Annotated in this window: 13 protein-coding genes; 12 read left to right on the top strand and 1 reads right to left on the bottom strand. The window is 43.9% G+C overall.

All coding sequences use genetic code 11. The features are described 5' to 3' along the window. The first annotated feature begins 4 nt into the window (after positions 1-4). The 11 genes from ABMY45_RS10925 to ABMY45_RS10875 all read left to right on the top strand — a co-directional run bounded on the left by ABMY45_RS10925 (position 5) and on the right by ABMY45_RS10875 (position 12,761). On the top strand, positions 5-808 hold the full coding sequence (locus tag ABMY45_RS10925; RefSeq protein ID WP_174168489.1) for an MBL fold metallo-hydrolase: 804 nt from the start codon (positions 5-7) through the stop codon (positions 806-808). 64 nt (positions 809-872) lie between these two features. Then, positions 873-1,973, top strand: coding sequence for a hypothetical protein (locus tag ABMY45_RS10920; protein ID WP_174168490.1), 1,101 nt, complete (start codon positions 873-875; stop codon positions 1,971-1,973). A 318-nt stretch (positions 1,974-2,291) separates the two neighbouring features. Continuing rightward, positions 2,292-2,519, top strand: a complete 228-nt coding sequence (locus tag ABMY45_RS10915; RefSeq protein ID WP_010604090.1) for a DUF1496 domain-containing protein — start codon at positions 2,292-2,294, stop codon at positions 2,517-2,519. Between the two features lie 324 nt (positions 2,520-2,843). Next, positions 2,844-4,037, top strand: a complete 1,194-nt coding sequence (locus ABMY45_RS10910) for a biotin/lipoyl-binding protein (RefSeq protein ID WP_349288885.1) — start codon at positions 2,844-2,846, stop codon at positions 4,035-4,037. A gap of 11 nt (positions 4,038-4,048) precedes the next feature. Further along, positions 4,049-4,771 carry an ABC transporter ATP-binding protein gene (locus ABMY45_RS10905; protein WP_010604088.1) on the top strand — a complete coding sequence of 241 codons (723 nt, stop codon included), beginning with the start codon at positions 4,049-4,051 and terminating at the stop codon, positions 4,769-4,771. Next, on the top strand, positions 4,771-7,197 hold the full coding sequence (locus tag ABMY45_RS10900) for an ABC transporter permease (protein ID WP_349288884.1): 2,427 nt from the start codon (positions 4,771-4,773) through the stop codon (positions 7,195-7,197). The genes ABMY45_RS10905 and ABMY45_RS10900 overlap by 1 nt, the downstream gene beginning before the upstream one ends. A 40-nt stretch (positions 7,198-7,237) precedes the next feature. After that, positions 7,238-8,572: a sigma-54 dependent transcriptional regulator gene (locus ABMY45_RS10895; protein WP_349288883.1), complete on the top strand. Its 1,335-nt coding sequence runs from the start codon at positions 7,238-7,240 to the stop codon at positions 8,570-8,572. Then, entirely contained in the window at positions 8,565-9,833 is a 1,269-nt protein-coding gene (locus tag ABMY45_RS10890) for an ATP-binding protein (protein WP_349288882.1), read from the top strand. Before ABMY45_RS10895 ends, ABMY45_RS10890 begins: the two co-directional genes overlap by 8 nt. Before the next feature lie 113 nt (positions 9,834-9,946). Next, positions 9,947-11,320 (top strand): MATE family efflux transporter, encoded by a 1,374-nt coding sequence (locus ABMY45_RS10885; RefSeq protein WP_349288881.1) that lies wholly within the window; start codon positions 9,947-9,949, stop codon positions 11,318-11,320. Next, positions 11,304-12,278, top strand: a complete 975-nt coding sequence (locus tag ABMY45_RS10880) for a helix-turn-helix domain-containing protein (protein ID WP_010604083.1) — start codon at positions 11,304-11,306, stop codon at positions 12,276-12,278. The genes ABMY45_RS10885 and ABMY45_RS10880 overlap by 17 nt, the downstream gene beginning before the upstream one ends. Positions 12,279-12,344: 66 nt before the next feature. Then, positions 12,345-12,761 (top strand): GNAT family N-acetyltransferase, encoded by a 417-nt coding sequence (locus ABMY45_RS10875; protein ID WP_010604082.1) that lies wholly within the window; start codon positions 12,345-12,347, stop codon positions 12,759-12,761. Positions 12,762-12,769: 8 nt separating this feature from the next. Here the strand turns inward: ABMY45_RS10875 and ABMY45_RS10870 are convergent, their stop codons facing one another. Further along, positions 12,770-13,222, bottom strand: coding sequence for a pyridoxamine 5'-phosphate oxidase family protein (locus ABMY45_RS10870; protein WP_010604081.1), 453 nt, complete (start codon positions 13,220-13,222; stop codon positions 12,770-12,772). A 198-nt stretch (positions 13,223-13,420) separates the two neighbouring features. Between ABMY45_RS10870 and ABMY45_RS10865 the strand changes: the two genes are divergently transcribed. Then, positions 13,421-15,445 (top strand): methyl-accepting chemotaxis protein, encoded by a 2,025-nt coding sequence (locus ABMY45_RS10865; protein ID WP_010604080.1) that lies wholly within the window; start codon positions 13,421-13,423, stop codon positions 15,443-15,445. Positions 15,446-15,448 lie beyond the last annotated feature (3 nt).

Raw genomic sequence — 15,448 nt, 5'->3', positions numbered from 1 at the left:
TGAAATGCGGTCTATTACGGGGTTCGTCTTATTGGGCTTAATTGTTGCTCAGCCAACTTATAGCGGTGAGTTTGAAGTGCTTTATCAATCTGACACAGCAAAAGTCGTTAGAGATAAAAGTTATGGCACAAACATTGGGATCTTTGCAACGAAAAGGGGAGTGGTGATCATTGACCCCACAGCTGAAGATGCGGATTTGCCAAAGCTCAATGATTTGATACAGAATAGCTTTCAGACCGAGAAAAAATACCTGCTAAATACGCATAGTCATTCGGATCACACCAGTGGTAATGCTTTTTTCCAACAACAAGGTTTTACACTTATTGACAGCCCACAAGGGTTAAAGGAGCTTGGGGTGATAAAGCATACTCAAGCAGTTTCACATACCGCCAATGACAACATTCTCTATCATCCTACGAGCAATATTTTGTTCACCGGGGACATTTACACCACAAACTGGCATCCAACATTTTATGCTGGGGGCTTAACGGGTTTTAATAAAGCGGTAGACTTACTTTTATCGATTGGCGATCAAAATACGTTGATTGTGCCAGGTCATGGCAAACCTACATCGAAAAGAGAACTCGAAGAACATAGAATTCAAACATTCGCTTTGGTTGAGCGGGTGAAGATTTTGAATCAGGCGGGTAAGTCGGTTGAGCAAATAAAGAACGATGAAGAGATTAAGCGCTTATTATCACAGTTTAATCTTGAAGGGCGACAACCTTTTCTTCCAGAGCGGGCGCTGAATACATTTGTAAAGCGGACATTATCTGTGGTAGCCAATTATCCAGAAAATCACAAGTAAGATCAGTTTTAGTTAAGCTTTGTTCATCAATACTAAACCTTTAGCATTCTAGGTGTGTATGTAGATGGTCTGGGCTAAAATAGGTAAATTTGTATTACTTACTATCTTGGTGGTATTAAGTTGGTCATCAGCTTTCAATCTCACCATGACGGAGTTCATTGATGGAGCGCTGCTACAATCCTCGCTCGTCTATGCTTCAGCACGTACAGTAAATGGCGCTATTTCTTTGCTGCAATCTGCCGAGGTTGGGATTGGTGTTGCAAGCATTCAACCTGCGCAGCTACTCGATCCTATCAATGATTTAGCTGAATACATTTCTGATGTGATGCAACTAGCCATTGGCTCTTTGTTTATACAACGAATTCTCTACACCATTTCTACTCATGTATTGTTTAGTGTTGCTTTTACTGTCACTGTCATTGGATATTTCGTGTGCTGCTATCTAGGGTTTTGGCAAACGGTTAGAACTAAAATATTAGCCACGATGCTATTGATCCGTTTTGTGGTTCCCTTTGTAATTCTATCGACAGGTCTCACTAGCCAACTCTTACTGGACCAAGAAATAAATAAACAAAGTGAAGTTGTGTCGAGCAGTGTTGATCTCTTCCAATCTCAAGCAACAAAGACCAGTGCGCAAAGTGCAAAAATAAAGGCCCAAATCACCGGTCAAAAGCAAAGCCATAGTGAACAAATAGCGTTATTGACAAAACAACAGATCCGTCTTCATGGTGAAGCTACCGAGCTACATGCTGAAATTACCGCGTTGGAAGGTGATATTGAAGCGGTTCAAGCGAACCGAAGTTTATCCGAATGGTTAACATTTACCAAAAGTGAAGAGGCAAAACCACTGATTGAAAAGCAACAACGATTGGCTAGTGATAAGGCTAAAATTGATACTCAAATTGCACTTATTAATAGAGAGAAAGATCAACATCAACAACAAATAGAAAGGCTCAATGAGCAGCTACACGGTAGTAATGAGGGGACGTTAAGTCGAGCAATTAAAGCCGTTTCTAGTGGTATTAACGATATGCTCGACGCTGCTGAGTCACTCTTTATCGACTTCTTAAACGTGGTATCGCTTTTGCTACTGAAGTTAGTATTGATGCCGCTGTTATTTTTCTATTTGGCGAGCAAAACCTTTAAAGCGATTTGGCGATTATAGTATTAGAGTCTAAGAATACCTCCACGTATATAGACATAAAATATAGTTCAATAGGGCCAGTGTTAATATGATTAGCATCATTCTTAAAGACTTCTATAGAGTTTTAGAATTCGGTGGTCGGTGTTAAATAATTGACATTGGAATTGAAATAGGTACGATTTAAAATTAGTCAGTTTTTATTGCTTTTAAGTTGTTTTAGGTAATTTCTGCGCAGGTTGAAATGTAATAAGAGCTTGGCTGTTGCGGTTGATATACCCGTCTTAACATGTAAATGAAACACCCCATAGGCTTTGTGGGCTGAATAAAAAGGAAATTAAAATGATAAAATATATTTTTTCAGTTTTGCTATTAGCACCTGTTTTTTCAATTGCTGCTGAAGCGAATAATGTTGAAGTAAATAACAAACAAGCAAAAACTTACGACTCAACAAAGTTTTGCTACTACGCAGATAAACAATTCTCTGAAGGCGCAAAACACTATATCGGCGATGTCGTGCAGCGTTGTGTTAGACGTGGGGACAATATCTTGGTCTGGAAGACACTCTAGTTTGCTGTAAACTTCGCGACCTATCATAGGTGTGTAGCTTACATCGGTTATACACCTCTAACTATGACCAAGTTAAAGCGTAACTAAGAGTTACTTTCTAGACTTCCAATTCATTATTTACTTCAAAAATTCCCAGAAAAGCTCTGCCACAGTCCCACTGTTGGGAAAGAAACACAAACAAAAAATAAAAAAGCACAATAATTCAATGGCTTAACTTTGGCATGGATGTCGCTTTTACGTATAAAAAATTAATACAGTGAAGCGATGGATATTAAAACGACTCTGACAAAACCACCTGTCAAGGCTTTTAGGTGGCGATTAATTGTGACTGTCACCCTAATTATACTCTTTGGTATGTTGTTCTTACCGGACAAGCACCAGCTAGATGTAGAAACACTCAAGTTTGCCTCTATTCAATCCGGGCCAATAGAATTTAGTGTTAAAGGCTATGGAAGGTTACGCTCAAAGATCAGTAGAGAGATCACGACCGCATTTGCAGCTCAAGTTGAAACCATACTGCATCTTCCAGGCAGTAGGGTAGAGCCAGACACCGTTATTTTACAGTTAACCAATCCTGAGTTAACTCAGCAGCTCCACCGAGAAAGACTAGTACTCGCTAGGCAAAAAGCCAATGTTGAAGCGTTAAGGCTAAGCCAAGAAAGTGAGCGACTAGTATTGAAAGGACAAAATACCCTACTCAGCAGTGAGCTTGAAAATGCCAAATTGCGAGAGCAGGCTGAGCGCCAATTAGTTACTCAAGGCATAGTTTCAAGCTTAGATCATCAGCGCTCAATCTTAACTGTTGCTCAGTTAAGCGAGCGAGTAAAGCTCGCTCAGCTGCAACTTAGCCAAACCAGTGCATTACACAAGCAAAGAATTGAGATTGAGCTAGAACTATTAAAAGAATATGAGCTGAGCTATCAGGTCGCGCTTCAGACGGTGGAGCAATTACAAGTCACTGCGGGGATCAGCGGCATGTTGCAGCAAGTACATGTTAGTCAAGGTCAAGCAATTACACGCGGGCAGGCGCTAGCCGTGGTGGGCAGTGAGCGAACTTTGGTAGCCGACTTACTGGTGCCAGAGCGAGAAGCAAGCGAGATTATCTTAGGTCAACGAGCAGTAGTAGACACCTTTGTTGGTCAGGTTGAGGCAAAGGTTAGCCGCATTGTGCCCATCGTACAAGACGGGCGTATTGCGATAGAGCTGGCATTACTTGGGGAACTGCCAAGCAATGCTCGCCCACTTTTGACTGTTGAAGGGCAAATTTTTACAGCAAAAAAGACCGCCGCACTTTCACTTATTAAGCCACCGCGTGCAACTCCACAATCTCAGAGTCAGTTATTTGTTTTAGATAAACAAAACAACATGCTTATCAAAAAAAGTTTCAAGTTTGGTAAACTAGCCGGCAATGCCATAGAAGTACTCGAAGGCGGTGTATCCGGTGAGCAAGTGGTGGTGTCAGAAATGTCTGACTACCAGCACCTAGAAAAAATAACAATTAAATCACTCAATCGGTAAAGGAAGAACAAATGGACAAGACAATTTTGGCATTACATCAAGTGAGCAAAGTGTTCTTTGGCGAGGATGTTGAAACTCACGCCATTAGCAACATTAACCTTGAAATTGAAATGGGCGATTATGTTGCGATAACTGGCCCGTCAGGATCGGGAAAATCCACTCTATTGAGCATTCTTGGACTATTAGATGACATCACGTCGGGCAGCTATCGCATCCAAGATATAGAAACCAGTACGCTAGACGCAGACACGCAAGCAGAGCTGCGTAATTTGCATATCGGTTTTGTCTTTCAGTCATTTAATCTACTGGATGGGTTAACGGTATTTGATAATGTGGCTTTACCGCTTCAGTATCGAGAGCCTGCGCTTGTGACTGACGAAATTGAGCGCCGTGTGATGGGCGCGCTTAAGCAAGTTGAAATGTCTCACCGAGCAAAACATAAACCAAACCAACTATCTGGTGGACAGCAGCAGCGAGTGGCTATTGCGCGTGCGCTTGCAGGCGAGCCAAGTATCTTATTAGTTGATGAACCAACTGGAAACCTCGATTCTAAAAATGGGGATGCGGTAATGGCGTTGCTGGGAGAGTTGAATAGGCAAGGCACAACCATTTGCATGGTGACGCACGATATTCGCTATGCAGGTTATGCCAAGCGGCAAATTCAGCTTTTAGATGGTGTACAGGTTTCATCAAGCGTTGCAAAACGCGATATTTGTACTGCGGAGGTGGTGTAATGGGGTTTTTGCAACTTCGGCGTCAACTAGGGCTGGCAATCAAAAGTTTGCTTCAAGTACCGAATTTTTGTATCACGCTAGTACTGACGTTGGCACTCGCGTTAAGCTGCTTTTTTGTCGCATTGAGTCTGTTTAGTGGCTTTTTTATTAAGCCGCTTGAGATTGAAAATGAATCACGATTTGTGGTGGTCGAACAAAAAAACGTATACCAAGACAGGGCGTCTGAAGGGCTGCAAAGCTTTCAAAATATGCTGAACTGGTATCAGATCCCCTCCATATTTGAAAAACGAGCTTTGATCAGTAGCTTTTCCGATGTGGTTGAAAATCTAGCTGGCAAGCCAAAGCTTACGCTGACTTTTGCAAGTTCGGATTATTTTAGTATGGTGAAAATGCCGCTAGCACTGGGGCGATACCTAACGCCGACGAAAAGCATTAGCCAGAAAAATCCAGAGGTCATTATTTCCTATAAACTTTGGCAACAATACTTCAATGGTGATGACAATGTGCTTGGGGAGAGTTTGCGGATTGTTGGCAGACTGTACACCATCGTCGGTGTTGCTGCGCGTACGCATATTGATCCTTACTTTTTAAGTGAAGGAAATGGGGCGCTGTGGCTTAGTTTTTCTGAAGATGAGCGATTTTTTGGTGATCAGCGCGGCGAGTATCATCCGTGGAGTAGCAGACTAAACAACTTGAAGTTACTGGCGATATTACCAGTCAATAGTGGTCAGGATATCCTCGTAGAGCAGCTATATCAAAATGCTCAACTGCACCAAAGCGAATGGAAATCGGCCGACGAAGCGTTACTTGATATTGAACCTATAGTACGTTCGTACCGTGACGTAGAACTGGCGGGACATGACAAGCTTGCCATTATCGTGTTGTTGAGTGTGTCATGCTTGGTACTCATTGCAATTTTTAATGTGAGTAATTTGTTTATCTCTCGAGCTCACACCATCCAGCAGCAACTGGCCTTACAAGCTATGCTCGGTGCGAAGCGTAAGCTGTTGTTTCGTGGAATTTTGCTAGAAGCGCTGTTATTGGTGTCAGGCGCTGTGCTGGTGGGGTTATTTATTGCGGCGTGGGAGCTGAGGTTAGTTAAATCGCTCACCAGTGGTTATTTGCCGCTGATTGATACCTTAACCTTAGATACCACTGTACTGCTCAGTGCTATCCTAACCGTACTGTTATTGGCTTTATTGTTTGCGTTTGTAACTTCACGCATGATTGATTTTAGCCAGCTTAAGCAAAGCATGCAGTCGTCAGGTAAAGGCAGCGTAAAAGCGGTACGCATAGCGACGACAAAAACACTGGTTGCGGTACAGCTGTTTTTTACCACTGTGTTGGTGCTTGGGGCGACCTTAGTGTTGTGTAAAAGCGCCGATACCTTGCTTAGACCGCTCGGAACAAAGTTGGACAATATGTATAGCGTGATGCTACATATTCCCGCAGATCCCACTCCATTTCCCGCGCGTTACGCCAATATTGAAAGATTCAAACTCGCGCTGACTAACATTCCGGGCGTGTTAGGCGTAGCCCATGGAGAAAGTCCATTACAAAGCGATGTCCCTGTGGTTGCTATGCAAGATATGGCGGGTGAATGGACACCGAGCATGGTTAGAGGTAACGTTGGGCCGGATTATTTTGCATTAACTGGGCTTGAGCTCGTTGCCGGGCGCACTTTTAGCGAAGCTGCAATTCGAGGCGAAAAGGAAGAGGCTATTGTTTCTTGGGCTGCGGCACAGGCGTTAAAACCAGATGGGGATGTGATTGGTGAAACGTATTTTATTTTTAACCCAGATGTACCTGCTGAAATCGTAGGTATTTCAAAAAACTTCAATTACCCTAAACGTCATCATGAACTTCAAGGTAAAACCGTTTGGCTACCCGCGCTGCCTTTGGGTTATCCATTTATGATAGAAATGGAACCGGGAGCATCACTTACTCGCGCTCAGATCCAAAATGCCATCAGCGTCGTGAATGGTCAGGCGGGAATATGGCGTTTTTTAGACTTAACAAAGACATATCAGAGCATTACCTATTTGGAGCGCCTGACTTTACTGCTAAGCTTTGCGCTTTGTGGTTTTTGTTTGTTGTTATCTGGGGTGGGTATTTACGGTGTGCTTAACTATAGCTTTCAACAAAGACGCTACGAGTTTGGGATGCGAATGGCACTTGGTGCCAAACGACACCGCTTATATCGGTTGTTATTGTCAGATACCATCGCACCCATGCTAGTGGCGATGTTAGCTGCCATTATGGTTGTTGCGGGATTTTATATGAGTGTTTCGTCAGATTGGTTGTTGGCAAAATCCAGCTGGTTGTTTGTAGTGATTGTTACCATGTTGGCTTTTGCGTTAGCCACGGCGATTTACCCAATGAGGCAGTTAATAAACTCGACACCAATGCGAGCATTAAAACATTAAAGTTTGGGCGTAAGCCCAAACAGAATATAAGTAGGAAGTGATGACGCCAGTTTTAATCATCGACGACAACCCTGACGTGCGAATGTCAGCCACCATAGTGCTACAAAGTCATGGTTTTATGAGTCTCGAAGCCGCACACCCTGATGAAGCTAAAGCTATTTTATCGCAGCAGCCCGTTGCGCTTATTTTGCTTGATATGAACTTCAATAGAGATACAACCTCAGGAAAAGAAGGGCTGCAATTTCTTAGTTGGCTGAGACAAGCGCAAATAAGTGTGCCTGTGGTTGTTATTACCGCGTGGGCCAAAGTTGAACTTGCGGTCCAAGCAATGCAGTTGGGCGCATGTGACCTCATTGAAAAACCTTGGCACAACCAGCGACTGCTGAACACCGTTAGACGTTACACCAAAAGTGATGAAGCGCTATCGTCATCACATGAACCACACACAGACAATAACGCAACCACTCAGTTGTTTCAGCAAGTTCAGCGCGTTGCAAAAACCAATGCCAACGTACTTATTTTGGGAGAAAATGGCTGCGGAAAAAGTCAGTTGGCTAAATATATTCATGATAATAGCGGTCGCTCTGAGCACGCTTTTGTGAGCGTGAATATGGCCGCTATTCCAACGGAATTATTTGAAAGTGAGTTATTTGGCCATCGCAAAGGCGCATTTACCGATGCAAAAGCAAACCGCACTGGACGGTTTGAAATGGCTGAAAATGGCACGTTGTTTTTAGATGAAATCGGCAGTTTGCCGTTGTCACTTCAGGGCAAGCTATTACGCGTGCTCGAAACGGGTGAATATGAAGTCGTGGGAGATTCTGAAACGCGCCGCAGTAACGCGCGGATTGTTTCTGCCACTAATACGGATTTGTCAGAAGCGATTAACGCCGGGCAGTTTCGTCAGGACTTACTCTATCGCTTAAATACGGTGGTGCTAAGGGTGCCACCACTCAGAGCGAGATTAGCAGAGCTTCCAAGCTTAGCAGCCCATTTTTTAACAAAGCACACCCAGCGCCATGGTAATGATACTGGACGGGAGCGCTCGCTAACTGCTGCGGCGCTAGACAAATTATTGAGTTACAGTTGGCCTGGGAATATTCGTGAGCTATCTCATGTCATTGAACGGGCCGTGATCTTAGGACTTCAGCCTGAGGTAACCGCGGATGATATCGAGCTTGAGGAAGGTGTACTAGAGCAAGAGCTCCCACTTTTGAGCCTAGAAGAAGCCGAAAAACGCATGATTGCAAGAGCGATCCGCCATTTCGATGGCAATGTAGTGGCCGCTGGAGAATTTTTAGGTTTGAGTAAATCTGCAATTTATCGACGCCTAGAAAAGTACGATATTAGCCCAAAGGCAGAGCTTGATGGCTAAGCTGGCATCACTTGAGCACAAGTTACTTGTTGGCATTGCGATACCTATAATCACACTTGCTATGCTCGCGCTTGGGTTGATCTGCTATTTTGAGCTTACGTTGTTAAGTGCAATCACTTTGTTGCTCGGTGTGATGATCCCCTCTGTATTAGCACTGAGTTACGGCTATCAATCAGTAATGCAGGTGCTTGAAAGTTTGGCGGTCCAGTTGGACGGTGTAACCAATGAAGAGTTTGGTGTATGGCAGTTAGCGCAATACCGCAAGGGTCGGGTTGAATTGCTCAAGGCTGAGCTCAAAGAAGCTGCCAAGCGATTACAGCAAAAGCGTCAAGAATATGGTCAGAATGAAGCTTTTGTATTTAATTTTATGAGCGAACTCACCCTGCCAATTGTGGTACTTGATGCGCATCATCATGTGTATTTTGCCAATCATGCCATGAATACAGTGTATCCAGAACAGGTGTTACATGGTGCACATGCTAAAGCTCTGGCGCTTCAGTATGTGGATGAACAATGGCAGCATACGCAGCACATCTCTCGATTTAGCATTGCGGCTCATAAACTATATCGGGGGCAGCGAGCCTATCAATTATTGGTGTTTTTCTCGGTGGAGCAAGCGCTGCGAGATAATGAAAAGCAGGTATGGAAAAAGCTACTATCGGTACTCAATCATGAAGTGCGAAACGCCTTAACTCCGGTGTACTCAATGGCGCAATCCCTACAACAAGATGGCAATATCATTTCACCTGAGATGCAGCAAACTATGCTCGGTGTAATAGAAAGTCGTGCCGCACATTTACAGCAATTTGTTGCAAACTACGCACAAGTAGCGCAGCTTCCACCCGTTGATATGCAAAACATTGAGGTAGAGTTGCTGGTATCGCGCTGGCAAGCTTTATTTCCCAGTGTTGAGATAAAGGCGCTTAATAAGGGCTTGGTTTATTGTGATGAAGCTCAGCTAACGCAGGCTATGATCAACCTTGTCAATAATGCTGAGCAAGCAAATCAATCTGCGGGGAATGATGGCATAACACTAACTATAGATAGACCAAAAAATTGGCGCTTTACCCTAGAAGATAACGGCGCTGGTATCGCCAATCCAGATAACCTTTTTGTACCATTTTATTCTACTAAACCAAAGGGATCGGGTATCGGCTTGGTATTGAGCAGGGAGCTTATTCGTAATCAGCAAGGGGAGTTGCATTTAGCGAATTTGCCGGACAATAAAGGGGCTCAAGCTGTGGTTACTTTGCTTTTCTAGTAAATTTTGAACAACTTCGCAATATTTGAATATTTATCTTTCTTTGGAATTTGTAACCTCTCCAGATAAGTAGTTTTACTTTGCCATGTTATGGCAACTGAGGAGTAGTTTACATGAAAGATAAAAATCAATTAGGGCTCGTGCAGCTCGCCGAGATGCCCATATTAGTGCTGTTTATTCGAACCTGTATTCCCATTTGTATCGGTTTACTCGTTGTGGGTTTATATGCCTTGGTTGACGGCTGGTTTATTAGTCGCTACGTGTCAGAGATGGCATTTGGTGCCGTGGCTATGGTTTACCCGCTGCAGGTGTTAATGATAGCGCTAACCGCTATGGTATCTGCAGGTATGGCGGCCACAATGACAAGATTAATCGGAGCAAAGCAAGTAGGTAAAGCCGCAGAGGTTATCGGTCATGGACTGATCATTGGCGGTATAGTTAGCGTGGCATTCTTGGTACTTGGTTGGCTTTATCCACTTGAGCTCTTATCACTTTTGCAAGTGGAAGCGGTTTTTGTAAAGGATGCGCTTAGCTACATACAGCCGTTATATCTTTGTGCCATTACCGGAGTTTTATTACCTATCGTGGCTGATATGTTCCGTGGTCAGGGTAAACCGCAGTTGATGATGCTGTTGTTATTAGTCTCGGCTGTGCTCAATATACTGCTTGATTATCTATTTATCGCGCAATTTGGTTTGGGGGTTGCAGGTGCGGCATATGCGACAATCGCAGCGCAATTGGGGGCATTGATTATTGCGCTTCAGCTAAAAAGAAAGCGTACTGACTTGCTTGCGGTTAAGGTGTGTTGGAAACCTCGTGCTTGGCTACCGATCCTCGCAATCGGGATGCCTATCTTGATCACGCAATTTTGCCTTGGCGTGCAAACTGCGGTGGTTAACTGGCAGCTGTTGTCTTTTGCAAACGAAAATTGGGTAGTCGCCCACGGCATGCTGGGACGTATCATTAATTTTGCAATTCTACCCGCGATTGCAATGTTGATCGCATTTCAAACTATCGTCGGCTATAACTTAGCGGCAGGACATAGTGGGCGAGTAAGAGCGTGTACGCGAGTTGCTTTTTTGGGTATGACAGGATTTGCACTGTTATTGACGCTAGGGTTGATGGGATTGCCGAGGCTATGGCTGAGCCTGTTTACCGAAGCGAGTGAATTTCTCGAAATAGGAGAGCGCGTTTTTCGCTCAGCCCTTTGGGGGATGCCGCTATTTGGCGTGGTAATTTTAGCATCTGGATTTTATCAAGCAAAAGGTGATGCCAAACGCGCTTGTTTTTACAGCGCCTTGAAGGTGATGTTTATTCTAGTTCCATTAATCGTTATTGCACCGCACTACTTTGGCTTAAATGGTGTATTTATGGCACTTGTAGGGGCTGATTTTATAGCGGCAGGGTTAACACTTATACTGTGTTGGCGGCACTATCAACAGGCTAAGAGCCAATCGGGAGAGATACAGCTTGCATCAATCAACTGAGCAAAAGTTAAGCGCTGAAGAGATATATTTAGGGCGGTTACAACCTGTCATTGAGTGGGTGCATAGTAATCCAGAGTCGCCGCTTTCGTTACAGCAAGCGGCGAGCCTGAGCCATTTTTCTAAGTTTCATTTCCAGCGCATTTTTGCAGCTGTGATTGGTGAATCTTTGAGCCAGTACACTAATCGCGTGAGGTTGGAGCGCGCGGCCAATATGTTGTTGCTAGCCGAAGAGTACAATGTGACAGATATTGCGCTACAGTTTGGTTTTTCTGGTAGCGCAAACTTTTCGCGAGCGTTTAAAGAGCATTTTGGTGTGACTCCTTCAAGTGTGCGAAAAACAGAACAACTACGTAAATTGGTGACAAAAAATAACATTGAGCCGGCCCTTAACACGACACAACTTACCCGAATACACGCATTAAGAGCTGAGCGACACAGTGTTATCCAGCCGGTTAAACTACACTCCATTTCACAGCTACCTTTATGTACATTACGCGCGTCACAAGGCTACCAATTGCAAGGAATTAGCGCCTGTTGGCAGCAGCTTGCAGCGTGGGCTAGTGCACATGGACTGGATTATAGCCAAGTACAAAAGTTTGGTTTTGGTCATGATAATCCCGTTTTTACACCACTAGATAAAGCGCGTTACGATGGCGCAATTGTGATTAACGACGAGTTAAAATCTGCGGTGACTCGGCCATATCAACTCAATGTGCTCAGCGCGGGAATATACGCAATTTTTGATTACCGTGGAGCAATTAAAGACTTGTTGAGTTTCCAATTAGATATTTTCGCAAAGTGGCTGCCACAAAGCGGATACGAGCCAGAAGATGCGCCCTTAATTGAACATTATCCTGAAGTAATTTCACAAGAAAATGGAGGCTCGCCAAGTGAAAAGGTGATTGCGCTGGAAATTTGGTTAAAGGTCAAGCCGCTAAAATTTACTAAATCAATCTAAAAACTTCACAATTCGCCCACAAACTTTAAGCATGATCAACCGTACACCAAGCGGGAGATTAAAAAAGTGGTTGAACTAGAGTTAATTCGAGTTGATAAATACAGCGAGCAGACTTTTACACATTTGCTAGAAGCGAGCCATTATCAAAAGCAAGTGGGCTCGTTTGAACTGTGTAGCGCAACCAATATCGCTTATCTTTTTTATGCAGATGGTAAGTTGGTTGGCTTTACCGTAATAGGTATTTCAAACCGCCGAGAGTTTGAAGTCTGTGCGCTTTATATTACTCCTGCCGAGCGCAGAAAGCGTTACGCCACCGAGTTTATGGCACACATTTGGTCAGTATACAAAGGTCGTTGGAAAGTGCGTATGCAAGATAAGCTTGAAAGCTCGTGCGGTTTTTGGCGCAAAACCTTGGCTGAGATGACCAATCAACCGCAATCGCATAGACGAGAAAGCGAGTTTGAACACGCTTTTGCAGTGTAGCACCTACGTTAGTACCATTCCTGTTTTTCTAGCCAAAATGCACGGCCAAAACCGCCTACATATCGAACCCTCGCCACTTCAATTCGCCATAGGTGAAAGTCACCGAGCATGGCATATTGCTGAGCTTTTTCGTGCTTTATTACGAATTGTGCAATCAGGCTTTCGCTATCCGCTCTTGGTAGTTTGTGTGCATGCCCAAGAATAGTAACTCGCGCATTTTCAACGTCTTCAACCGCACCATCACCGAGCACCATAAACGAAAGTGCCGGGTGCTTGGCTAAATTCTTGGTGTGCTGGGCGATATCACTAATAAAGAAGTAAAAGTGATTATCTTCAAGAAAAACATATTGAGCGATAGAAGAAAAAGGAAAGCCCTTTTGGTTGTTAGAGAAGGTAGATAAAAATGCGCTCTTATGGTTTTGGCATAAGGCCTTTGCTTCGTTGATTGCGGTTTCTCTCATCTTGTTATGCTCTTAAATAATAAAAGACCTAACTGCAATGATCGCTAAAACTAAAAATAAAATCAAAAACTAAGTAAGCAAAACCGCAAATTTGAAGCTACATTTTTAAAAGGTATGTTGGTAATTTTTAGAGTATTTACTTGGTTTTTTATCCCATTTGTAACATAGTTTGTTTACTCAAAATAGAGCAATGACATTATGCTAAGTAAACTAACAATAAAACAAAAAATTACTTTAGGCTTTAGTGCATTAGGCGTGCTGCTGTTACTTGCGTGCGTGCTTGCCTATTTAGCATTGGCGCAAATAAAGTCCGCTAATCAAAATATGGGGCAAATTACTTTGCCTATTCAGCGCAGTGCTGACGCCTTGCAACTTGAGCAGCTTAAGCTCAGCAAGTTGGTTTCTCAAGCTTATACCCTCGAAAGCGAGCAAGATATCAATCGGGCTCGACAGCAATTTACCACACAGCAGCAACTGTATGTTGAGCGCCAGCGGCACTTAACGTCATTGACGCAAGCCATGCCTGAATTTGTCACACCATTAAAGCAAACTCTGGCGCTGGGTGAGCAGCTCAGTCGTGCCGCAGAACAAATGTTGCAGGCTAAGGCTGATGTTGTACAAGCGCAGCAACGGATCCAATCACAATATCAAGCACTTAAACAGGATAAAGAACAGGCCAGCAATGCCATGCTGGATCTTGAGTTAATCGAGACAGACAAAACACGGCAGTTGGAAGAAATGGTCGGGACTGGCGTTCGTATTGATGACATGTTGTTTACACTGGAAAACAACAGTCAGCGGATCAGCGGTTTAACGCTAGAGCAAGTAGATCAGCACCAGCAAGACATGCTGTTTTTGTTAGATAATATTGAAAATAACCTAACGTTTTTGAAGCGCCAAGCCTATGGCATGGATGCAGATGATTTGTTAAATCAGTTTAGTGAGGGCATGACTAAGCTCAGGGAAAAGCTGGGTGAGCCCGGTCATCTTTATGTCGCGGTACAAGAGAAACTGCGTCAGCAACAGCAAGCTGCAATGTTATATAAGCAATCAGAGCAGCATGCGTTTGCCATTTTAACCGAGCTTGAGAAAATGCAGCAAAGCGCTAATGCGGCGTTTAATCGTTCTCAAAATAATGCTGAAACCCTTATCGAGCGAGCGCAAAATACCGCCATTTTATTGGTGATTGTCTTTATTGCTTTAGGTGCGTTTATCTCGGTTTCAACTAGCCGGGCAATGCTTGGGCCGTTGGCTGCGGTGAATAAAATGCTCAAATACCTTGCTGCTGGAGACTTTTCGAAGCAAATGAGTAAGCGCAGTGATGATGAATTTGGTCAGTTAATTGATAATATTAATCAGGTGAAAGACAATCTCCGTGCTTTGCTAGAGTCAATCAATAATCAGGTTCATGAGTTAGAAGGACTATCGGAATCATCATTAAGCGAAAGTAAACAAATAGCCAATAATGCGACTGAGCAAATGCGCCGCATGGATAATGCCAATCGCTTAGCACAAAGTATTTCAGCTAGTGCTTTGGCGGTTTCCGAACGCTCGTCAGATAGCCTCGCGAGCATCCATACCGCTAACCAGCATAAAACCGAGGTCAGTAAATACACACAAGACAATAAAGAACATATTCTATCGCTCAGCACGCGCATGAGTGAAGCGGTAGAGAGTATGACCAAATTGACCACACATAGCGAGAATATCGGCAGTATCTTGGATACCATTGTTTCTATTGCTGAGCAAACCAATCTGTTGGCGTTAAACGCAGCAATTGAGGCGGCTCGAGCTGGTGAGCAGGGAAGAGGGTTTGCGGTGGTCGCCGATGAGGTTAGAACGCTTGCGTCAAGGACGCAAGAGTCGACTAATGAAATTAACCAAATGATCGCAGCTCTGAGACAGGATACACATAGCGCCTCTGAGGCCATTAACTCCGGCCAACGTGATGTTGCCTCATGTGTTAAACAAAGTGAGGCGCTTGCCAGTGCCATGGATGAAATTGCCAACGCTATTTTACAGGTTACGCAGTTGAGTGAAGAAGTCAGCCAAGCCGCTGATCACCAAGCGACGGATTGTCAGCAAATTGAGCAGGTGATGCTAGATGCACAAAGTACCGCAAATGAGAATGCTCAGGCGATGCAAAGCTTGGCTAAAGGCAGCGAGTCGCTCAGTAGCTTCTCGCATCGTCTAGCAACACTGGTTGAGCGTTTTAAATTATAAGAA

Source organism: Pseudoalteromonas sp. XMcav11-Q, assembly GCF_040104525.1.
Classification (GTDB): Bacteria; Pseudomonadota; Gammaproteobacteria; order Enterobacterales; family Alteromonadaceae; genus Pseudoalteromonas.
This window is presented reverse-complemented; position numbering and strand designations above follow the sequence as displayed.

Coding starts and splice junctions, on each gene's coding strand:
- ABMY45_RS10920 (WP_174168490.1), top strand. CDS start 873: ATGGTCTGGGCTAAAATAGGTAAATTTGTATTACTTACTATCTTGGTG.
- ABMY45_RS10885 (WP_349288881.1), top strand. CDS start 9,947: ATGAAAGATAAAAATCAATTAGGGCTCGTGCAGCTCGCCGAGATGCCC.
- ABMY45_RS10915 (WP_010604090.1), top strand. CDS start 2,292: ATGATAAAATATATTTTTTCAGTTTTGCTATTAGCACCTGTTTTTTCA.
- ABMY45_RS10925 (WP_174168489.1), top strand. CDS start 5: ATGCGGTCTATTACGGGGTTCGTCTTATTGGGCTTAATTGTTGCTCAG.
- ABMY45_RS10870 (WP_010604081.1), bottom strand. CDS start 13,222: ATGAGAGAAACCGCAATCAACGAAGCAAAGGCCTTATGCCAAAACCAT.
- ABMY45_RS10900 (WP_349288884.1), top strand. CDS start 4,771: ATGGGGTTTTTGCAACTTCGGCGTCAACTAGGGCTGGCAATCAAAAGT.
- ABMY45_RS10865 (WP_010604080.1), top strand. CDS start 13,421: ATGCTAAGTAAACTAACAATAAAACAAAAAATTACTTTAGGCTTTAGT.
- ABMY45_RS10905 (WP_010604088.1), top strand. CDS start 4,049: ATGGACAAGACAATTTTGGCATTACATCAAGTGAGCAAAGTGTTCTTT.
- ABMY45_RS10890 (WP_349288882.1), top strand. CDS start 8,565: ATGGCTAAGCTGGCATCACTTGAGCACAAGTTACTTGTTGGCATTGCG.
- ABMY45_RS10895 (WP_349288883.1), top strand. CDS start 7,238: ATGACGCCAGTTTTAATCATCGACGACAACCCTGACGTGCGAATGTCA.